The 21,923-nt window shown below is 46.2% G+C and carries 19 protein-coding genes; 9 read left to right on the forward strand and 10 right to left on the reverse strand.

The window, feature by feature from the left end; genetic code table 11:
- Positions 1-69: 69 nt before the first annotated feature.
- The 4 genes from C7475_RS11265 to C7475_RS11280 all read right to left on the reverse strand — a co-directional run bounded on the left by C7475_RS11265 (position 70) and on the right by C7475_RS11280 (position 4,959).
- On the reverse strand, positions 70-1,353 hold the full coding sequence (locus C7475_RS11265) for a pitrilysin family protein (protein ID WP_110053452.1): 1,284 nt from the start codon (positions 1,351-1,353) through the stop codon (positions 70-72).
- Positions 1,354-1,417: 64 nt separating this feature from the next.
- On the reverse strand, positions 1,418-2,653 hold the full coding sequence (locus C7475_RS11270) for a pitrilysin family protein (protein WP_110053453.1): 1,236 nt from the start codon (positions 2,651-2,653) through the stop codon (positions 1,418-1,420).
- Positions 2,654-2,711: 58 nt separating this feature from the next.
- Positions 2,712-3,644 carry an aspartyl protease family protein gene (locus C7475_RS11275; protein WP_110053454.1) on the reverse strand — a complete coding sequence of 311 codons (933 nt, stop codon included), beginning with the start codon at positions 3,642-3,644 and terminating at the stop codon, positions 2,712-2,714.
- Positions 3,645-3,726: 82 nt separating this feature from the next.
- On the reverse strand, positions 3,727-4,959 hold the full coding sequence (locus C7475_RS11280) for an aspartyl protease family protein (RefSeq protein ID WP_233259824.1): 1,233 nt from the start codon (positions 4,957-4,959) through the stop codon (positions 3,727-3,729).
- Positions 4,960-5,020: 61 nt separating this feature from the next.
- Between C7475_RS11280 and mqnC the strand changes: the two genes are divergently transcribed.
- The 3 genes from mqnC (at position 5,021) to C7475_RS11295 (ending at position 7,695) form a co-directional block, all read left to right on the forward strand.
- A complete protein-coding gene (gene mqnC, locus C7475_RS11285; RefSeq protein ID WP_110053455.1) occupies positions 5,021-6,145 on the forward strand; it encodes a cyclic dehypoxanthinyl futalosine synthase in 1,125 nt (374 codons plus the stop codon).
- A 316-nt stretch (positions 6,146-6,461) separates the two neighbouring features.
- Positions 6,462-7,103, forward strand: a complete 642-nt coding sequence (locus C7475_RS11290; RefSeq protein ID WP_110053456.1) for a hypothetical protein — start codon at positions 6,462-6,464, stop codon at positions 7,101-7,103.
- Between the two features lie 49 nt (positions 7,104-7,152).
- Positions 7,153-7,695, forward strand: a complete 543-nt coding sequence (locus C7475_RS11295; protein WP_110053457.1) for a GNAT family N-acetyltransferase — start codon at positions 7,153-7,155, stop codon at positions 7,693-7,695.
- Here C7475_RS11295 and C7475_RS11300 read toward each other — a convergent pair.
- The gene (locus tag C7475_RS11300; protein WP_110053458.1) at positions 7,692-8,585 is read right to left on the reverse strand and encodes a hydroxypyruvate isomerase family protein; all 894 of its coding nucleotides are present in this window, start codon (positions 8,583-8,585) and stop codon (positions 7,692-7,694) included. The two genes, C7475_RS11295 and C7475_RS11300, sit on opposite strands and share 4 nt — an antisense overlap.
- A gap of 322 nt (positions 8,586-8,907) precedes the next feature.
- Here C7475_RS11300 and C7475_RS11305 point away from each other — a divergent pair, with 322 nt between their 5' ends.
- Positions 8,908-9,225, forward strand: a complete 318-nt coding sequence (locus tag C7475_RS11305) for a hypothetical protein (protein WP_110053459.1) — start codon at positions 8,908-8,910, stop codon at positions 9,223-9,225.
- Positions 9,226-9,418: 193 nt separating this feature from the next.
- On the opposite strand, the gene C7475_RS11310 is transcribed toward C7475_RS11305, so the two are convergent.
- The gene (locus C7475_RS11310; RefSeq protein WP_110053460.1) at positions 9,419-12,286 is read right to left on the reverse strand and encodes a TonB-dependent receptor; all 2,868 of its coding nucleotides are present in this window, start codon (positions 12,284-12,286) and stop codon (positions 9,419-9,421) included.
- Between the two features lie 42 nt (positions 12,287-12,328).
- Positions 12,329-13,111 carry a GLPGLI family protein gene (locus tag C7475_RS11315; protein ID WP_110053461.1) on the reverse strand — a complete coding sequence of 261 codons (783 nt, stop codon included), beginning with the start codon at positions 13,109-13,111 and terminating at the stop codon, positions 12,329-12,331.
- Between the two features lie 174 nt (positions 13,112-13,285).
- On the opposite strand from C7475_RS11315, the gene C7475_RS11320 reads away from it, so the two are divergent.
- From C7475_RS11320 to C7475_RS11340, 5 genes are all read left to right on the forward strand, one after another.
- Positions 13,286-14,692, forward strand: coding sequence for a sensor histidine kinase KdpD (locus tag C7475_RS11320; RefSeq protein WP_110053462.1), 1,407 nt, complete (start codon positions 13,286-13,288; stop codon positions 14,690-14,692).
- 11 nt (positions 14,693-14,703) lie between these two features.
- A complete protein-coding gene (locus C7475_RS11325) occupies positions 14,704-15,396 on the forward strand; it encodes a response regulator transcription factor (RefSeq protein ID WP_110053463.1) in 693 nt (230 codons plus the stop codon).
- Positions 15,397-15,411: 15 nt separating this feature from the next.
- Positions 15,412-16,440 (forward strand): phenylalanine--tRNA ligase subunit alpha, encoded by a 1,029-nt coding sequence (gene pheS, locus C7475_RS11330; protein ID WP_110053464.1) that lies wholly within the window; start codon positions 15,412-15,414, stop codon positions 16,438-16,440.
- Positions 16,441-16,531: 91 nt separating this feature from the next.
- Positions 16,532-17,392 (forward strand): 3-hydroxyacyl-CoA dehydrogenase NAD-binding domain-containing protein, encoded by an 861-nt coding sequence (locus C7475_RS11335; RefSeq protein ID WP_110053465.1) that lies wholly within the window; start codon positions 16,532-16,534, stop codon positions 17,390-17,392.
- Positions 17,393-17,411: 19 nt separating this feature from the next.
- On the forward strand, positions 17,412-18,398 hold the full coding sequence (locus C7475_RS11340; protein WP_110053466.1) for an NAD-dependent epimerase/dehydratase family protein: 987 nt from the start codon (positions 17,412-17,414) through the stop codon (positions 18,396-18,398).
- Positions 18,399-18,401: 3 nt separating this feature from the next.
- Here C7475_RS11340 and C7475_RS11345 read toward each other — a convergent pair whose 3' ends face one another.
- The 3 genes from C7475_RS11345 to hemN form a co-directional block, all read right to left on the reverse strand.
- Positions 18,402-19,076 (reverse strand): hypothetical protein, encoded by a 675-nt coding sequence (locus C7475_RS11345; RefSeq protein WP_146217524.1) that lies wholly within the window; start codon positions 19,074-19,076, stop codon positions 18,402-18,404.
- 58 nt (positions 19,077-19,134) lie between these two features.
- A complete protein-coding gene (locus C7475_RS11350; RefSeq protein ID WP_110053468.1) occupies positions 19,135-20,079 on the reverse strand; it encodes a UDP-3-O-(3-hydroxymyristoyl)glucosamine N-acyltransferase in 945 nt (314 codons plus the stop codon).
- Between the two features lie 484 nt (positions 20,080-20,563).
- A complete protein-coding gene (gene hemN / locus C7475_RS11355) occupies positions 20,564-21,922 on the reverse strand; it encodes an oxygen-independent coproporphyrinogen III oxidase (RefSeq protein ID WP_110053469.1) in 1,359 nt (452 codons plus the stop codon).
- Between the last annotated feature and the right edge of the window lies 1 nt (position 21,923).

Consider the following 21,923-nt stretch of genomic DNA (forward strand, 5'->3'; position numbering starts at 1 on the left):
GTGATACAACACAAAAAAGAAAGGTTTCCGATTGCGGAAACCTTTCTTTTTTATCTTTTTAAATCAGCATTAGATCACAACGAGCTCATAGAAATCTTCAGGTGTGAAGTACTCTTTGGCAAGTTCCTGCAGCTCTTCGGCTGTAATGGTTTTAATGACCTTAATGTTGTTATAGAAGTAATTTTCATCCAATCCATTCAGGATGAGGTTCTTCCATCGTTGAATAACTTCAAATGCGCCATCAAGGTCGCCCAGGATGGAACCGATCATAAAGTTGCGTACGAGGTGCAGCTCTTCTTCCGGCACAATTTCCTGTTGCAGGGTACGGAGCTCTTTATAGATCTCTTCGATGGTAGCCTCGCACACATCACGGCCGGCTTCTGTCTGGATATTGATGGCGCTTGTTTGGCGGAAATTATACAGCTGGGAATGAATACCGTAAGTGTATCCTTTTTCTTCGCGGATGTTGCTCATTAAACGGGAGCCGAAGTATCCGCCAAGAATGGTGTTGAGCACCAGCATCTTAGGGAAGTCAGGATGATAGCGGTTAGGGAAAGGACGTGCAACACGCACGGCGCCCTGTACACCGTTTTCATCGTTGAAGATGCGGAACTTCTTTTCTTCAGCAGCCAGTACCGGCATGTCCGGACGGATAATGGAAGCGTCGCCATTCCATTTTTCCTGACCGAATGCCTTATTCAGCAACTGAATGAGATTGGCCGGAAGGTTTCCCGCTACAAAGATCTTACAGTTGTTGTAAGTGTAATGTTGTTTGTAGAATGCCTGGAGTATCGGCGCCTGTAATGCATCGTAGGCATCCATGCTGCTAACCCTTCCATATGGGTGGAACTCTCCGAAGAGGTATTTATCAATATGCCTGTTAGCCACGAAATCGCATTTCTGCAAGTTCACCGCCAGACGTTGTTTCATGTTCTGCCTGAAGATGGCCAGTTCCTCTTCCGGAAATGATGGGTCCTGGATCACTTCCTGTAATACCGGCACGAGCGCCTCAAAGTGTTTGGTGAGGCAGTGCAGCGTATAAGTAGCATATTCATGATGACTGCTACGGTTCAGGTATGCGCCGTAATAATCGATGTTCTCATTGATCTCCAATGCGGAGTGTTTGCTGCTGCCGTTCTTCATGAGAAAGTTGGTTGCAGACGCTACCAGGTTCTCCGTTTCGTACCAGCTGCCTCCGGGGAATACCAGTTCCAGCTGCAGTGTATCCTGTTCATCAGACTTTATGATGTATACTGGGATGCCATTGTCCAGCGTTACCTTTTCGTAAGGTTTCAACGTGATATCAAAGGCGGTGGCATCCTTTATCTCAGGGGCAATTTTCCGGTTTATCATTAATCTTAAAGCATATTTATTTTACAAAAGGAATGAAGCTGTGAGATAGTTCAAATGAACAGCGTTATCCTGCGTAATAGTAAATCGTATTGGAATTTTTCTCGTCGAAAAGATGCTGCGCTTCGCGATGCATTTCTTCAGATGTTACAGCTTCGTAATGGCTGAATTCTTCATTCATCATTGCTGCATCACCGATCAGTTCATAGAACGCCAGATTGTTAGCGCGATTAAGCAATCCCATATCTTCAAAGGCCAGCATGCTCTCCACCCTGTTCTTCACTTTCTGCAGTTCACGTTCAGGGATAATGGTTTGCTGAATTTTATCAATTTCTTCCTGGATCGCTTTTTCAGCATCTTTCATTTTCACTCCCTTTACCAGCTTTCCTTCTATGGTCAGCAGGCCAGCATCCAGTGTACCGAAGTGATAACAATCAATATTGCTGAACAGTTTTTTCTCTTTTACTAACACCTGGTTCAGACGGGAAGAAGCACCTCCGCCCATAATGTCCGATATCAGATCTGTAGCGTAATATTCTTTTGCTGTACGTCCCGGCATGTGATAACATTTGTACAAAGCATCCAGCGGAACATTAGCTTTTACTTCCAGCTTGTGAGCAGCAGTTTGCGGAGGCTCTACCGGCAGGTTACGCTGTGTACGCTGTCCGGAAGGAATATCCCCAAACCATTTTTCCGCCAGCATCTTTACCTGTGCCGTAGTAACGTGACCGCCCACTACCAGGATGGCATTGGAGGGAACGTAATATTTGAAGAAGAACGCTTTTACATCTTCCAGGCGGGCATTCTCAATATGGGAAAGCTCCTTTCCTATGGTCATCCATTTGTAGGGATGTACTGCATAGGCAAGGTCTCTCATTTTGTGCCACACATCACCATAAGGCTTATTGATGTAGTGTTCTTTAAATTCTTCTGAAACTACTTTACGCTGTACGTCCAGGCTTTTTTCGCTGAAGGCGAGTGACAGCATACGGTCACTTTCCAGCCAGAAAGCGGTTTCTATATTTTCGGCGGGTAATTGTATGTAGTAGTTGGTGAGGTCACTGGTAGTGAAAGCATTGTTCTCTCCTCCGGCCATCTGCAGCGGTTCGTCGTATTCCGGTATATTGATGGAACCTCCAAACATCAGGTGCTCGAACAGGTGGGCAAAACCGGTCTTGCTGGCATCCTCATCGCGCGCGCCCACGTCGTACATCACGTTTACCACCGCCATAGGAGTGGTATGGTCTTCATGCACAATCACGCGCAATCCGTTGGCTAAAGTGAATTTATTGTAATGAATCATATTTCCCTGTTTATGAGAGTTGCAAGTTAACTAAAAGAATGGGAGAATAGATTGGGTCTTATTTTTCAAGGAATAGCTCGCGTCCGCTATAATTGATGGTAATGCTGCGGAACTGTCTCCATACCATAAAGCCAATAGAACCGGCCATTTCATGGATGGAGCCTGCGTCATTCACGTCGGGACAGTAGCTGGCAGCTACCAGATCGAGGCGTACCGGGCCAAGAGAGAGGCTTGGGAGGCTGGTATTGGTATAAGTTAATTCTTTGTAAAGATCTTTGACCTTATCCGTACTTAACACCGGCAGCCGGGTATTGAGTTTGTGCTTTTCCACGTAGGGATAGTTAAAAAGAATGCCATATTCCCCACCGGAAATGAAATGAAACCGGCTGCTGAGTGACTGGCCATCAGGTAGATTGATCGTTCCTTCTATCACCGGGGTATTAAAATTGAGGCTCAGAGGCATGCGCTGTCCGGGGGTACTCAAAGGCGTTTTATTAGAGCGGAAGAGCTGTAGCACCTGTTTCTCGTAGTCGATTTTTACGACAAAAGACTTCAGCAGGTCCACGCCAATAATGCCGTCTATCTTTATGTTGAGGTACTGGAACTCGGTCAGCGGTTCGATATATACCTTCACGAGCGGTAGCCTTGTTTTTTCGAAATAGAGGACATTCAGGGTGGCCGTCGGCACCCTTACCACCACCGCATCTGTACCGCTGATGCCACCGTTATTCTTGGTTTCCAGGTTTAGTTCTTCTGCGGTTTGGTCCCTGAAGGTGGTGACTTCTGCACCGGTATCGAAAATGAAGTGAAGACTGTCCGGAGGCAACCCTGAAGGAGTTGTGCCGGAAACGGTGGTACTGATGACCATGTACCTGTCATATAAACGGAATGGCAGCGTAGCAACGGCCTTCTGAATGGCGGCGTCCTGGGCGTGAAGAAACGCCGGCAGGCAAACGAGTATGGCAATAAGATACTGTCTCACGATGAACATTGTCTCCTTTAAAATTCCCTGAACGGGATTCGCCCCGTACCTGATTTTAACGGAGGATTTTGCAATGTATTATTTCAGACAGTTATAATATGCTTTTGATCTGGATTTTTTTTATCATTAGCTCTTTCCCACGCATTATCAGGAGGTTCGGCCGGGTGCCTACATTCTTTAGCACGTCGCGGTACAACTGAAGATTGGTAGAAAAGGTATTGTTGACTGCCAGGATAATGTCCCCTTTTAGCAGGCCCGCCTTTTCGGCGGGAGAACCTTTGATGATATCGGTAACCTCAATCCTGCCGTCTATCAGATAAATGATCAATCCTGTGTAAGAGTAGTCGAAAGGATCTTTGTAATGGGTGTTAGGCATCAGGTAGATCTCCTTTTTGCCATAGTTGAGAATGAGATTGAACCTTCGCAACAGATCATTACCGACCATTCCTCCAAGAAAGGGATAAGCCGTGACGTTGGTGACGTCGTCAAAGAGGTACACGGGAACATTTCTGAATGAGTAATTACCGAGCTTAAACTCCTGGATCGTTGTAATATCCATAGCCATTTTGCCGCCAAGTCCCTGGGCTTCAGTCTGTATCACTTTACGCTGCCTTTTTCGCGAGGAGAGAATGGCGCTGTCTTTTACATACTGGTGGGATAATAACAGGCACATACCGGCGCCGGTATCGAAATAATAACGGTTGTAGTGCTGTGCCCTGCCGTTCTTCAGGTGTGCATTGACAATAGGGATCAGTGTTAATGAAGGACGCATCAGGTGCCCTCCTTTCGGATAATTGAAAGCCCCTTTTTCATAGATGGAGATCATTTCGGTATCATAGTCCACCTGCACAATGAATTTGCTCAGCAGACTATATCCCACAATTCCATCTACCTGAAGGCCGTACACCTGACTGATTAACTCGTAGTCATTGACATGGAAATCAAGGCTATCTACCCGTAAACCAGGCAGGAACAGTGTCCGGTCCATGGCGAAAGCGACGGTTTTAGACCCTCCTACCCCACGCACGATCCTGTCTGTCGGCGTTAACTTGATACCCAGTTCGGTGCAGGTCGTTGTGTCCAGGGATATACCGGCGCTGCCGGTGTCCAGGATGAATTGCAGGGTATCTGTAATACCGTCCAGGCAAGCGCGGATCACGACAACGCCGCCATAGTATTGCTTAAAAGGGAAACGGGTGATCAATTCCCCTGCTTTCCGTGGGGTGGCATTGGCAGGTGGCGTTTGCGCGGAGGCAACGTGGAATGAACAGATAATGGCATATAGTATTAGCCAACAGTGCTTCAACAGCGTAGATTTTTGCATACAGTTACCGTAACAGAATAACGATGCTATAAATTTAACATTATTCCTACCTTTGTTCATCATGGAACTTAAAGATCTATACAGGAAAGCATTAAACTTCGAGTGGCTTACTCCGGAAGAAGGGATTTATCTATTTGAGAAAGCTCCACTTGCAGAACTGATGCACATTGCAGATGAACTGCGTAAGCAGCAGGTGCCACATGGAAAGGTTACCTGGCAGATTGACCGCAATGTGAACACCACCAATGTATGTACGGCCAACTGTAAGTTCTGTAACTTCTACAGGATACCAGGGCACGCGGAAGCGTACATTACCACCATTGACGAATACAAAAAGAAAATAGAAGAGACGCTGAAGTTCGGCGGAGATCAGCTGCTGTTGCAGGGAGGTCACCATCCGGAGCTGGGGCTGAAATTCTATGTGGATACATTCAAACAGCTTAAACAGTTATACCCGGCCGTTAAGCTGCACGCACTCGGTCCCCCCGAAGTAGCGCATATCACCAAACTGGAAAAAAGTACTCACATTGAAGTGCTTACAGCATTGAAGGAAGCTGGTATGGCCAGTTTGCCAGGTGCGGGTGCGGAAATACTGAACGACCGCGTACGCAGGCTGATCTCTAAAGGAAAATGCGGTGCACAGGAGTGGCTGGACGTAATGAGGGCAGCTCATAAGCTGAATATTCCATCTTCAGCTACAATGATGTTCGGCCATGTTGAAACATTAATGGAACGTTTCCAGCACTTTGCGGACATCCGTCAGGTGCAGAGTGAGAAGCCGGAAGGCCATTATGGATTTACGGCGTTCATTCCATGGACATTCCAGGATGTAGATACACTGTTATCCCGCATCCGTGGCGTACATAACATGACCACTTCAGAAGAATATATCCGCATGATCGCGATGAGCCGTATCATGTTGCCTAATATAAAAAATATCCAGGCTTCGTGGCTGACAGTTGGTAAGCAGGTTGCACAGATCTGTCTGCACGCAGGTGCAAATGATTTTGGATCTATCATGATCGAGGAAAATGTGGTAAGTGCTGCAGGCGCTCCTCACAGGTTTACCTACCGCTCTATGCAGGAGGCAATTAAAGAGGCCGGATTTGAGCCGCAATTGCGTACCCAGTTGTATGAGTTCCGCGATATTCCGGAAGGCATACAGGAGCAGGTCATCAATTACTAATTTGAGACACCGATATAAGAAGGCCCGGAGATCGAAAGATTTCCGGGCCTTCTCTTTTATATTGGAAAAAAGGCCAATGGTGATCCTGGAAGTACGCTTTATACACGACGCATACATGCTTCATATACGACGCATACATGACGCATCGTTGGACTTGAACAGGAAGATGGTATGCCTTTGTCGTCCAGAATCCGGAAGAAAATTCCAGTTCGTGGACTTAACATAGTTATCTGAGAATCAAAGAAATGTTAATTTATACTTTCCATGTAACTCTTCCGGTTTACTACCGTCTAACAGGTAGTTAAAAGGAGGAAACATGAAAAAGTTAGGATTATTTTTAATGGCTATAGGGCTGCTGTCAGTAACAGCCTGTACCAGCACCAAACTGACTTCGTCCTGGAAAACACCGGAGGCCCGGTTGCAGCAGGAGAATAAGATCATGGTGATAGCACTGGTGCCTGCGCGAGAGCGCAATCTGCGTATACTGATGGAGAATAACCTGGTTTCAGAACTGAAGAAGGAAGGCTATAATGCAGTCTCTGCTTATGCTACCTATGGGCCGGACGATGAATTAGCCAAGGGAGATGAGAAAGCTGCTTTAAAGAAATTCCGTAACAGTGACGTAGTCCAGGTGATGACCATCGCCATGGTGGATAAGTCGCGCGAGAAAACCTATGTGCCCAGCTACGGCGGGTATGGCCCATATGGATATCCGTACTATGGCGGTTTCTGGCCTTACTACAGGGGATGGTATGGACGTATGTACGACCCGGGGTATTATCAGGTGAATACGAAGTACCAGTGGGATACCAACTTGTATGACCTGAAAGAAAAGAAACTGATCTATAACGCGCAGACCGATTCTGTAGATCCTCCGACAGCTTACAGGCAAGCCTATCTGTTTGCCAGACAGATCGTGAAGGATATGCAGAAACAGCAGCTGATAGCTAAGAATTAAGATTTTATTACTTTTGAGGTTTGGCAGCTTGCCAAACCTCTTCTTTTTTATGCTGGAATTATTTGTAAATGAATTGATTGTGCTTCGGCAGTTACAACCGGAGAACGCGACAACCCTCTTTAACCAACTGGATACTTCACGCCGGAGCCTGCGCCGGTTTCTACCCTGGGTAGACTACAATACCAACGAGGAGCATACACTACGTTTTATTGAAATGATGCAGCGGAAGGCTGAAGACCAGGAAGCCATCGCATTTGGTATCTGGTATCAGGGAGAATTGTGTGGTGTGATAGACCTGCATTGCTGGGACCATCAGCTGGACAAAGCAGAGATCGGGTATTGGCTGGGGGAAAAATTCCGAGGTAAGGGCATTGCGGTCAATGCCAGCAAAGCACTGATTTCCTTTGCATTTCAAACACTGAAGTTGAATAAGGTGGAAGTTCGTTTTGCTCTCCAGAATATGGAAAGTGCCCAGATCCCCATCCGCCTGGGCTTTGCCAAAGAAGGTATTCTTCGCCACAGCGCCAAACTCCACGGTCAGTTTGCCGACACAGTGGTGATGGGGATCTTAAAGCAGGACTGGAAATATTAAATATCGCAGATCTCCACACCTTGTTTCAGAGAGGCCAGCTTATCTGCACGTTTAGGCACGAATTCCTGTGCCACAAAGCCCTTAAAGCCTGTTTCGTGGATGGCCTTCATAATGGCAGGATAATATAGTTCCTGTGTCTCATCAATTTCATTTCTGCCAGGAACACCTCCTGTATGGTAATGGGCGAAGTACTGGTGGTTGTTACGGATTGTAGCGATCACATCTCCTTCCATAATTTGCATATGGTAGATATCGTACAATAACTTAAAGCGCTCAGAACCAATTGATTTGCATAGCTCGACGCCCCAGTTCGTATGATCGCACTGGTAATCATGATGGTTCACTTTGCTGTTCAGCAGTTCCATCACGATCGTCACCTTCTTTTTCTCAGCATAGCTCATGATCCGTTTCAGGCCTTTTGCACAGTTCTCAATACCGGCCTGGTCGTCCAGTCCATCCCTGTTACCGGAGAAGCAGATCAGGTTAGTGAAGCCTGCTTTAGAGGTTTCATCTATCAGGTATTCGTAGTAAGTAACGAGCTGATCGTGGTGTGCTTCCCTGTTCCAGCCGCGGGTAATGCCCCAGTCTTTATTGATAGACGCCACCATAGCACAGGTGAGGTCGTATTTCTTCGCGGTTGCAAAGTCTTTCGGGTCCAGCAGGTCTATAGACTGCAGGCCGATCCTGTTGGCAGCTTTACAGAGATCTTCCAATGGAATATCGTTATAACACCAGGCACAAACGGAGTGATTGATCTGGCCTTTCAGTTTCTCATCCATCTTTGTCTCGTGCGCCATTACACGGGTGGAAAGAGATGCCAGGGAAGTGGACGCAAACGCCATAGCAGCGGCTTTCTTGATCATATCGCGGCGGGAATTTTCGTTAATCATGTCGGATTACGTGTTTACAGTTTGCGTGAAACTACGCAATTTAAAATTTGCGTACAGCTGTTACCTTAAATAGTTCGTAACTTTATGTCGTGCTAAAACGTTATTACGTTAATACACCAAATATAACGGGACGATTATGTTTGATTAAAAGAATTACGGATACACAGACGAGGAAATCAGCATTTTTTAAAAGATTGTATTACAGATATTTACTCCAAAGGAACGCCACAACATCGCATCGTAATTCCCATACCGCTCAACCATAATTGAATTTGGTAAGCTATTTGATTATACTTAGATAACATTTAAAGCGGAGGTCTGCATGGAAAGAAGATTTACCCCTGCATTATGGACTTGTATCGTAATGGATCTGATTGGATGTGCAAGTTATACTGTGCCGGTTTTAGGAGAAGTAAGTGATGTGATCTGGGCCCCCATTTCTGCTATTATTTTTTACAGAATGTTTGGCAGTAATCTGGGCGCTTTCGGAAGTGTTTTCAACTTCATGGAAGAACTATTTCCTGGTCTGGATTTTATTCCCACATTTACACTGAGCTGGGTAGTAAGAAAAGTGACACAGAGTATCAGAGAACGTAAGACGGCTCAGAAAGTACGCAGTTACAAAGTAGCCGGGTTATAGTACCATAAGCAACAGCAAAAAAATACTAAGGTTGTAAGGTTTCAAAGTTGGAGGTATGAAAGAGGAAGTACGCCGCCACCTTTGTTATCCTTTCAACCTTTCAATGAATCACCAACGTTGGAGTCATTTTACATTTATAGAATAAAAAAAGGTCTCACAATTGTGAGACCTTTTCGTTTTTTGTATTGTCTATCTAACCCCTTCGCATCATTCCAGGATTGCCCATCCGCATGCCCGGATTGCCCATCCTGCGGCGGTCACTGTTGTTGTTGTTACCACTGCCCGCAAATTTGTTGATAAAGTAAGTGAAGCTGATCATGAAATAACGTTGTAATACCATGTTCGTCACGTCTTCAATGTAGTTCTCTCCTGTGTTACGGCCTATGCTTACATTCTGATGCAGCAGGTCATAACCGGTGAATTTGATCAGCCCTCTTTTATCTTTAAACACACTCTTGGACACGAATGCATTCAGCATCGTTACGTCAACGTTGTAACCTTCTGCCCGGCCGGCATTCAGCGTATAGTTAATATCACTTCCTATAATAAAGCCCAGTGGCAGGTTCACGTTATAATCGAATGAAAACGCATAGTTGAAATAGTCGGTGTTATTGCTTGGCTGGATAGCATACCTTGCGCCGCTATAGTTTACGCTGGCGCCTGCGGAGAAGTCGAACAGCTCTTTAAAAGTATAGTTGAAGTTCACGCCCTGTGTGATGCCGAAGTTATTTGTATAGCTCTTTCTAAGTGTATTGAAATCGAACTTGGTACCTGTAAAACTTACATCACGGCTGTAGTTCAGATTAGTATTCAGGCTTACGGATGTATTCAGCTTTTTGATAGGAATAGTGTTAACTGCAAATGCACTCAGGTTATAAGCGCCATTGGAGTTAACCGGTTTCGTATATTGTTTACCGGAAGTATCCACACGGTTCGCATTCACGATCTTGTTACTGGTGAAACTCGCATTCACATTGGTGAAGAAACCGCGGAAAGTGGTGTTGTTAAACACATTGTAACCTGCGTTGATGCTGTGTGAGAACGAAGGTTTCAGATCCGGGTTACCCTGCTGTACATACAATGAGCTTGTCAGATCCGGCAGCGGCTGTAACTGTGTAACTGTCGGCTGTGAAGTACTTCCGTTGTAACGGAAACGCAGTCTTTTTCCTCTCTGGAAATTGTAGTTAAACTGAGCGGAAGGATAGAAATTGACTGTATGCTGGTCAATGAGTGTCTTCCTGCTTATATTATCATTCAGGAGGCTGCTGAATTGTACGTTCAATCCGAAGGTATAGTCATACTTCAGTTTCTGTGTACGAATGTTGATGCCTGCCTGTTGTGTAGTAAATGTGTTCTCAAATATGTTACTCAGACTATCATTAGGTTTATCGTATTTACCACTGCCGGTGCTATCAAAAGTCAGGTTCCTGGAGTCGCTATAGTTATTATTCCACGCATAGGATAATTCCAGGAAGCGGTCTTTCATGAGCGGCTCGGTGTACGTTAATCTCACTCCCATATTCCGCCCTTTGTTGTTAGCCTGGGTCATGCGGTTATAACCTGTGAATGCTGAATCAGTTTGATCTGCTGCCAGATGCGTGTCCGTTGTTTTGAAGAAATTCTGCCTGTCTGTTGTATTATAGCCAAAGCTGAAATTAGCGCTTAAGCTACGGCCTCTCTTGTTGAATTTCTTTCTGAACAACGCTGTCGTATTGAAGTTCGGCGACTTAGCATGACTGCTGTTCTGAGAAACCCCGTCTATTGTCTGCACTTTATTCTCATCCTTTGACTGATAGGTGTTGAGTGAGTTCGTGCTACCATCGGAGTAGCTGAAAGATGGGGTAACAATCAATGAATGCATGGAGTCGATCTGATATTCGACGCGCATGTTTAACCGGTGATTATTGTTGTTGGTAAGGGAACCAGACTGCTGGTCGTAATAGTAGGTAGTGTCGGTGAGGAACGTTTGTTTAGAACTGGTCCTGTTTGTTTCCGTCTTTGTATCGTTGATAAAGTAACTACCATTTATTTTCAGCTTTGAACCGAAGTCCTGGTTATAGTTAAAGCCCGCGTTCCAGTTACGGGTAATGCCCGTAGAGTTGTTTCCGCCCAGGCTGCTGATGGTGGATTGTGCCGCACCGCGGCCGCCCCCGCCGGCGCGGCCACCACCACCACCTCCACCATTACTGCTGAAGTTGAAGACGTCGTTGGATGTATAGCCAAGATTATTAACATTGTTGCCGCTTCCCAGGAAGGATAACTGTCTGTTATCGCGGAAAGCGTTCAGGCTTGTGTTTACAGCAAAGCGGTCATTATCGCCGTAGCCGGCTGAAGCCCTGCCGAAGAAGCCTTTCTTCTTATCTTTTTTGAGCGTGATGTTGATCGCTTTTTCTGTATTGCCATCGTCAATGCCAGTGAACTGTGCCTGATCAGATTTCCGGTCTATCAGCTGTATCTTGTCAATGATATCTGCAGGCAGGTTCTTGGTGGCCAGTTTAGGATCATCACTAAAGAACGGTTTACCGTCTACCAATACCCTTTTCACAGTTTCCCCCTGTGCTGTGATCACGCCATCCTTATCTACCGTTACACCTGGCAGTTTCTTTAACAGATCTTCCACCACTGAATTTTCTCTTGTTTTGAAGGAACCTGCGTTGAATTCCAGTGTATCCTGTTTTACCACAATGGGTGGTACTTCCTGGATAATTTCCACTTCATTCAACATCAGGCCTTTGCCTTTGAGTTGTATGGTTCCCATATCCAAATTCGGCTGGGCTGCGGAAATCGTGACACTTTTGAAAACCGGTTTGTACCCCAGGAAGGTAATGTATACCCTATAGTCGCCCAGGGCAACACCGGTGAAAGAGAACGCCCCTTTGCTATCGGTAAAGGCGGTAGACGCCAGGGAAGAGTCCCTGCCATTCAGCAGGGCGACGGTTGCATCCCCTAAGGGATGTGTAGCAGAAGAGTCAGTCAGTAATCCTTTGATCTGCCCCCGTTGCGCTTGTGTGGAAAGCGCAAACAGGAGCATTATTGAAGCAATAAGGGTAATTCTTTTCATGAAAAGGGAATTGGTAAAGAGGAAACGATGCAAGTTAAGCTGTTATTGGTTTCCGTTTTGACGTTCACGGAATTTCTGCATCGCTTCACGGCGCATGTCACGCAACTGATCTTCAGTTACTTTTTCTGCATTGGCCGGTAATGAAATGTTGGCGGTAACTGGTTTGAAATCTACTTTTACAGCGGTGAATGAACGTCTGCTGCCTTCTGCTGAGAGCACTACGCCTTTACCATCAGGAAGGAGACCATTGATGGGGCTGTAGCTGAACGGGAGGTCCTGTGTATACCATACGGTGTACTCTTCGTTACGTACGGTAACAGTTGCTTTTTTACAGTTGAGACCAGCGATCTTTTTAGTTTTATCGCTCAGTTTCGCATCTTTTGCGGGAGCGTATGCCTCTTCGGCATAATATGTTTTGGTGCTGTCGTCCGGTTTAGAGAAGATCTGCAGATATTTGCTGCCTGAAAGATCAACATACCCGCCGCCAAAGTTGCCGCGCATACGGCCACCACCAAAACCACGACCACCACGGCCTCCGCCATTACCGTCGCCACCTTGTCTGCCGCCTGGACGTCCGCCGCCAAAACCACGACCGCCGAAGTCAGGACGTTCTGTTTCCAGCTTGCCTTTTCCGGCAGCAAAGTAGAAGTGTTGATTGAAGGTAACAACCTGTTCGTCTCCATCTCCTTCTGCACCACCACGTTGTGGCATCTTCGCATTTACTTCATAATCGATCACGCCGGTATTTTTATCCTGCGCAATTGCTGTCATACCCGAGAAGGCAACTAATGCGACGCTGAGGAGTGTTTTTGATAAGTTCTTCATGTGTTCAGTTTTTTTCTGATACAAAAGTCATTATTCGGTTTTCATTTGTTGGTTAAATAGCTTTATTTACTGTTAATTATTGTTAAGGGCATAGAGCGGGTATGTAAGTATCCAATAGCTTTGCACCATACCCCCCGCCTGCGGGAGCTCACTTAACAGCGAAAATGGGAATTTATGCGTCAGCGGATCCGCAACATTCTGATACTAATGTGTGTATGTATACTCGGCATCTACCTCTTCCAGGGCTACTGGTTATACAACTCCTATCATATACAACTGGACCAGTTCAATAAGGACATTAACGAGTCGTTAAGAACGGCTGTGTTCAACAAGCAGTTTGCGGACGTTCGCCGGTACTTCCGTAATAATGGCGATTCTGCCAGGATATCCCGTGAAATGGCATCTCCCGGCAACCGTTTTACAAAAGGTACTGATAGCGCACGCTCAAGCCTGCCTTTTGATACCATTAAACGCCGAAGGGACCAGCGCTCCGGCGATGAGTATGCAGATACACTGGCAAGACAGATCTCAGACCTGATACTGCTCAATAACCTGACCAGTGATAGTGTGAAGCTCGTTAAACTGGATTCTGTTTACACGGCTGAGCTACATTCCCGTGAAATACTGACACCGTACGAACTGGATACATTCCATATTAATTTCGCCGGCTACAACCGCGAAAGCATCAGGGATAGTCTTCGGAAAAGGCCGCCATTAAAAACGTCCAAGATACCTTTTAACCCGGCAAGTAATCTTTATGTGCAGGCAAAGTTCGAATCGCCTTTACAATACATTTTGGCCAAAATGGTATGGACACTGGCTGGTTCATTGTTACTGCTGGTACTTACCACGATCTGTTTTATGTATATGCTGCGCACTATCCTGAAACAGAAGCGTTTGTCGGAAGTGAAGAACGACTTTATCAACAACATGACGCATGAGCTGAAGACGCCTATTGCTACGGTATACGCAGCGGTGGAAGCTATGCAGAACTTCAATGCGTTGAACGATCAGCGGAAAACACAGACCTACCTGGATATTTCCAAACAGGAGCTGCAAAGATTGTCCGACCTGGTGGAAAAAGTCCTGCATATCGCTGCCGAAGAAAGAGAGGAAATAGAACTGTTCAGGGAAGAAACAGACATGAGTGAAGTGATGGATAGTATCATCACCAATCATCAGCTGAAAACGGGCCGCCCGGTGCAGTTCCGCTATGATAACCTGCTGGGTGAACAGACCGTGGAAGTGGACAAGTCACACCTTTCCAATGCTATCAGCAACCTGGTTGACAATGCGATCAAGTATTCCGGCGATAACCCGTCCGTACATATCAAAAGCATGCTGGAGAACGGAAAGCTGATCATCCGTGTAAAAGATAATGGGATCGGCATCCCGAAAATATACCAGGAAAGCATCTTCGATACTTTTTTCAGGGTGCCTACAGGTAACCTGCACAATGTAAAAGGATTCGGACTGGGACTTAGTTATGTAAAGAAGATCGTGGCACTTCACGGAGGTACGATCAATGTGCATAGCGAGCCGGAAAAAGGAAGTGAATTTATCATGCAAATACCAGTTTAACACACATAACTATGTCGAAAGTATTACTGATAGAGGATGAATGGCAGTTGGGACAAATTGTGAAGGATAGCCTGGAAATGAGAGGCTTTGAAATGCTGTATGCCGCCGATGGCAAGGAAGGGCTGCGCTTATTCCAGGAACATAAACCGGACGTAGTGGTGCTGGATATCATGATGCCACACATGGACGGATTTACGGTTACGACAGAGATCAGGCGGCAGGATAAGACAACGCCTATCATCTTCCTGACGGCAAAATCGCAGACTAACGATGTGGTAAAAGGTTTTGAGCTGGGTGGTAACGACTACCTGAAAAAGCCTTTCAGCATGGATGAACTGATCGTGCGTATAAAGGCTTTGTTACAGCGGTTTAAGGAAGCGGAAGCTGCCAGTGTTTCCGGTGCTGCTGCCGATGTAATACCGATAGGCCAGTATATGTTCAACTATACCAAACAAACACTGACCCGGAATAATAACACCGAGTTCCTTTCTCACCGCGAGGCGGAGATCTTAAGGCGCTTGTCGGAAAACCTGAACCAGGTGATGGAAAGAAAGACGGTGCTGCTTGACCTGTGGGGAGATGACAGCTTCTTCAACGCCCGCAGTATGGATGTGTTTATCACCAAACTGAGAAGGTACCTGAAGGACGATCCACGGGTACAGATCGTGAATATTAGGGGTGTAGGGTATAAACTGATCTTTTAATTATCTTTGCCCCCTATGGAGCAGATAGAACAGCAAATAGCTGCCTACAAACAGGAAATACTGGCTTTCGAACCAGCCACGGTTGCGGATCTGGAACAATACCGTATTAAATTCCTCGGAACAAAGGGAATTGTAAAAGCGATGTTTGGCGAAATGAAGCAAGTGCCAAACGAGCGTAAAAAAGAGTTCGGACAGGTACTGAACGGCTTTAAGCAGCTGGCGGAAGAAAGGTATGCTCAGTTTGAGCACCTGAAAGACGGCGCTGTTGCCGATACAACCGATACAGACCTGACATTGCCGGCGGAACCACACCGCCTGGGAACCCGCCACCCTATAAGCGTAGTCAGAAATAAGATCATCAGCATATTTGAGCGTCTCGGTTTTGCTATTGCAGAAGGACCTGAGATTGAAGACGACTGGCATAACTTTACCGCACTGAACCTGCCGGAAAATCACCCTGCACGCGATATGCAGGATACTTTCTACATCAGTAAACATCCTGACTGGTTATTGCGTACCCATACTTCTTCCGTACAGGTAAGAGCTATGGAAACAGGCAAACTGCCTATCCGTATCATCTGTCCGGGACGTGTATACCGTAATGAAACGATCTCCGCCAGGGCGCACTGTTTCTTCCACCAGGTGGAAGGGCTGTACATTGACGAGAACGTGTCATTTGCCGACCTGAAACAGACCTTGTATCACTTCGTGAAAGAGCTGTTCGGAGATAATACCCGTATCCGTTTCCGCCCCTCTTACTTCCCGTTCACCGAACCAAGTGCAGAAATGGACATATCCTGCCAGATCTGTGGCGGTTCAGGATGTAACGTATGTAAACATACCGGCTGGGTAGAGATCCTGGGGTGTGGTATGGTACATCCGAAAGTGCTGGAGAACTGTGGCATTGATCCTGAAAAATATACCGGTTTCGCCTTTGGGATGGGTATAGAACGTATTACCATGTTGAACTACCAGATCAAAGACCTGCGACTGTTCTCCGAGAACGATACCCGGTTCCTGGAACAGTTTGAAGGAGCACTTTGACGATTGAAATAAGATTGTTGCAAAGGAGAAAACGTGCGCTTGTATATCCGCCGTTTTCTCCTTTGTTTTTTTACCCCCATAAATTCCCTTTATGATCACAGCAGACCAGATCAAAACCATCGCTGTATGCGGCGCCGGTACTATGGGCGCCGGTATTGCACAAGTAGCGGCAACAGGCAGTTACCGTACCATATTGTTTGACGTGCAGGCCGCCATGCTTGAAAAGGCGCAGCAGCAGATAGCACAGCAGCTGGAGAACGCAGTGAAGAAAGGTAAAATGACCCCGGAAGAGAAAGATGCCATTCTTGAGCGGATCATATTTACGCCCCGTGTAGAAGATTGCAAGGCCGACCTGGTTATTGAAGCGATCGTTGAAAAGCTGGAAATAAAAACCACTCTGTTCAATCAGCTGGCAGCCATTAACACATCAGACGCCATACTTGCATCCAATACCTCTTCCCTGCCGGTGAGCGGTATAGCGGCCGGAGTAGATCATCCGGAAAGAGTAGCAGGGATGCACTTTTTTAATCCGGCGCCGGTTATGAAACTGGTGGAGATCGTTAAAGGAAAAGAGACAGCGCCGGAAGTTGCAGCGTTGTTATATACCCTGTCTCAACGGCTGGGAAAAACGCCCGTAATGGTGCAGGATACGCCCGGATTTATCGTGAACAGAGTAGCACGGCACTACTACCTGGAAGCGATGCAGGTAGCGTCAGAAGGGGTTGCAACGTACAAAAGTATAGACAGGCTGCTGGAAAGTGCAGGCTTCCGTATGGGACCTTTTGCCCTGATGGACCTGATAGGTAATGATGTGAACCTGGCAGTGACACGTTCCCTCTATGAAGCATACAATGGCGCTCCCCGTTTTGCGCCCAGCCCATTGCAGATAGCGAAGGTGGAAGAGGGTGCGCTTGGTAAGAAAAGCGGGAAGGGATTTTATAATTATCTTTGATGCAAACGGGATTTATTTCATGATTTTAGTTACGGGTGGAACAGGATTTTTAGGCAGTCATTTATTACGGAAACTGGTGAATGCCGGGCAGCCGGTACGTGCATTGTACCGCAAGGAAATTCCTCAACAGGTAGCAGATATTAAGCAGAAAATAGAATGGGTACAGGGTGATGTACTGGACGTTTGCGCCCTGGAAGATGCCATGCAGGGAGTAGAGAAGGTCTATCACTGTGCAGGTGTGGTATCTTTCCGTCCGGGAGATCATCAGCAGCTGATGAAAGTGAATGTGGAAGGAACGGCTAACGTTGTCAACATGTGCATAGATGCCGGTGTCAAAAAGCTGGTGCATGTAAGTTCCACCGCTGCATTAGGCAGGGCGAAGACAGACGGCATCCTTGACGAATCGGCTGAATGGAGAGAAGGCAAGGGCAATTCCAAGTACGGAGTAAGTAAATACCTTGCTGAAATGGAAGTGTGGCGTGGAAAAGCAGAAGGGCTGGATGTAGCTATTGTCAACCCCAGCATCATAATAGGCGCAGGATATTGGGAAGACAGTTCCGGTATGCTGATAAAAAATGCCTGGAAAGAGTTCCCGTATTATACAGAAGGCGTCAATGGTTTCACCGACGTACGGGATGTGGCAGAAGCCATGTTCAGATTGATGGAGAGTGATATAACAGGAGAACGTTTTGTGCTGACCACTGATAACTGGAAGTACCACGACCTGTTTAATGAAATGGCGAAACAGTTGGGAAAGAAGCCGCCTCATATTGCAGTGAAGCCCTGGATGGCGGAAATAGTGTGGAGAATAGAGGCCGTAAAAAGCAAGCTATCCGGAAAAAAAGCATTGCTGACCAAAGAAACCGCCCGCACGGCACAAACGAAAGTCTACTATAGCAATAAAAAGATCCTGGAAGTATTGCCGGGATTTTCCTTCAGACCTTTACAAACAGCTATTGCCGATATGTGCCGGGAGTTCCTGGAAGAGAAGCGCCGGCAGTCATAAGTATCATCTTACCAGGAGCGCGCCTATAGCGGCAGCCAAAACTGGCTGGAGTGACTTTCCTTCCATCTCCGCGCTCACCCATACACGGGGCTGCGCCCCGGTAACGACAGCCGCAACTACCTGCCTGCGGATGTGAAATTCGTAACAGAGATTCTCATAAGAGTTTTTAGCCCCGAACCGGTTATGTGCTGTAATACGTACCTCATCGTCTTCCGAGCGGAGGACCCCTGCCGGTTTATTCTCATTGAGTTCCAGGTAGGTCACATCTTTCAGGATCATCTCCCATCGTTTTAAAGGCTCATTTTTCGTTCCGTTGATCAGTATGTAAGAGAAGAGTGCAGTAGCCGGCATATTGTCCAGAAATGAGGGCAGGGAATGGCCGGAGAAGGCAATATGGGCTGCCTGTATAACTTGTATCAGTACGTTCTCGTCCTTGCCGCTGACCCGGATATTGAAGGGATTCGAAGGGTCTTTGATGAAGGATACGGCAGCTGCATCGGCAATCCCGTTCTTCCTGGACGAGGTGCTGAATGGTCCAAAGGAGATCGTCTTTGCAGTGAACCAACCATCGCTGATCTTAACAGGCCATTCCTGTGCGGGCACATATAACCCGTTCTGGGCAGAAACAAAGTTGGTGTAAATGATCAGGAATATAAGGGGAAGAAGTTTGCGGAACATAGATAACGGATTAAACAAAAAGGCTCCATGCAAAACATGAAGCCTTTGGAATAGAATATCAGTTGCCATACAGCTTTTGCCACATCTCAGGGATACGTTTGATCCAGTTGATCTCCTTCATCTTCACTTTCGCATCTTCTACAGGAGAACCAAAGTATACCTTGCCTCCTTCCAGGGAAGAGGGTACGCCGCTTTGTGCCAGTACAATAGCGCCTTTACCGATAGTAAGGTCTTTGGAAACACCTACCTGTCCCCAAAGGATTACGTTATCTTCTATATGAGCTTTTCCGCCTACACCTACCTGACCTGCAAACAAACAGTTGCGGCCAATTACGGTACCATGCCCTATGTGGATCATGTTATCGAACTTTGTACCACGGCCGATGATGGTATCGCCACTTACGCCTTTATCGATAGTACAGCCAGCGCCTATTTCAACATCGTCTTCAATGATCACTCTTCCGCAGCTTTCCATTTTATCGTACATCACTTCCCTGTCGGCCCGTTTCTTAAAGTAAAAGGCGTCTGCGCCGATAACAGTGCCTGCATGGATGATCACGTTATTCCCGATAATGGAATTGTCGTAAATAGTTACGTTGGGATGAATGATACAATTTGTACCAATAGTAACATGATTACCAATGAATACGTTTGGCTGAATGATAGTACCCTCGCCTATTACAGCAGAATCGCTGATGGGACTGGTGGATGGTTCAAATGGTCTGAAGCGTTTCACCAGTTTTACATAAGCACTGAACGGATCGTCTAAAACCAGTAACACTTTACCCGGAGGACAAGCCACTTTTTTATTGATGATGATAATCGTAGCTGCTGATCTCAGGCAGGCATCATAGTACTTTGCGAAATCCACAAATGAGATATCGCCCGGTTCAACCTTATGGATCTCATTGATACCCGTGGCCATCAGCGTATCGTCGCCTTCCAGCTCTGCGCCTATGAATGCCGCTATTTCCGTTACTGCGATCGGTTCATTAAACTTCATGTTTTCTGTTGTTTAGTGAGGCAAAGGTAGTAGAGAATACAATACGATTATTCAACGGTTATGTTTCATGAGCGAGAGAAATAAAGTTTTAACGCTTCTTTGTAACTGTTGTTATCCACACTTTTTTTAGTGGTGTGAATAAAAAAGTTTGCATTTTTTTTCTTTTGTGATGAAATTCTTTTTAATATTGTGTAGGGAATTTTTGTTCCCTGTACTTACTAACCCATTCACATAACAAGAAAGTCTGATTGTAAACACGGTCAGACTTTTTTAATGCCCTTCAAAACCCCTTCCCTGCAAGTGTTTCAGCTGATTCATCATCATTCTTTTTATCTCTTCAGATAAGAACGGATACCCTTTTTCTTCCACCTCCTCACCAGATGTTTATAAATTCCATTTTTTGGAAAATGCATGCAGCCTTTCGGCAATTGAAATTAAGCAGGCTATAAAGTGATAAGAATGAAGTGAATAAGTTGGAAAATCATCAGATAGCAGCACTGAACAGTTGAGATTGTGGTAGCTTTCTCCATAAGCGGGCATCAAAAGCCATACAGATATTACGGATAAAAGGTCTGCCTTTCTCAGTCACTGATACTCCCTCTTCTGTAATAAGCACCAATCCATCATTCTCAAGCTCCTGGAGCCTTTCAAGCCCTTCCTGTATAACCGGTCCCTCTCTATCTGCCTTGCTCCAGGAAGTCTTAAAGCTACACATCAGCGCATGAATATGACGACGTAACAGAAGATCTTCCTCATCCAGAATATGACCACGCACTACAGGGAACTGTCCGCTGTTTACAAGTTGTTGCCATACGGCGATCCGTTTTTCATTCTGTGTATATGCATACCAGCTGTCGCCTATAGAAGAAGCGCCCAGCCCGATCATCAATGTGGTATGATGATCTGTGTATCCCATAAAGTTCCGGTGTAATGAGCCCTCATCGCAGGCATGGTACAAGCTGTCGTGCCGCAATGCAAAGTGGTCCATACCGATCTCTGTGTATCCGCTTTCTGCGAACAGTGTTTTACCCAGTTCATAGAGAGCTCTCTTCTCTTCATCTTTCGGAAGATCAGTTTCTGAATAACGCCGTTGTCCAACACCCTTCACCCAGGGTACATGCGCATAGCTGTAAAAGGAGATCCTGTCCGGCCGTAACTGCATTACCTTCCTGATCGTATCTTCCACACTCGTCATTGTTTGCAGCGGCAGGCCGTACACAAGGTCATAGTTGACGGAGGTATAACCTATCGCCCTTGCAGCCGCTGTTACGCTGGCAACTGTTTCATAGGGTTGTATCCGGTTAATGATGTCCTGCACCTTCGGATCGAAGTCCTGAATGCCGAGGCTCATACGACGGAAACCCAGGTTATAAAGCGTTTGCATATGTGCCGTAGTGGTATTGTTAGGATGTCCTTCAAAGCTGAGCGTTGCATCAGGCAACAGGTCGGCATGCAGATAGATGCGGGAAAGCAAGGCATGAAGATTCTCCGGACTGAAAAAGGTAGGCGTACCTCCTCCCAGATGGATCTCACGAATGCGGGGACGTTCTTCAAACAGCTGCAGGTACAATGCCCACTCGTTGAGGATAGATTGTATATAAGGCGCCTCCACGCCATGATTAACAGTGATGTGTTTGTTGCACCCACAATAGGTACATAGCTGTTCACAATATGGCAGATGGATATAAAGGCTAATGCCTTCAGTATGGTTTGTAGCGCGGAAAGATCTCAGTATAGTCTGCTTCCAAATATCGATGTCAAAAGTCGCCTCGTCCCAGTAAGGAACGGTAGGATAACTTGTGTAACGGGGGGCCGCGGTATTGTATTTTCTGATGAGTTGCATA

Source organism: Chitinophaga sp. S165, from assembly GCF_003182155.1.
In the GTDB taxonomy this organism is placed as follows: Bacteria; Bacteroidota; Bacteroidia; order Chitinophagales; family Chitinophagaceae; genus Chitinophaga.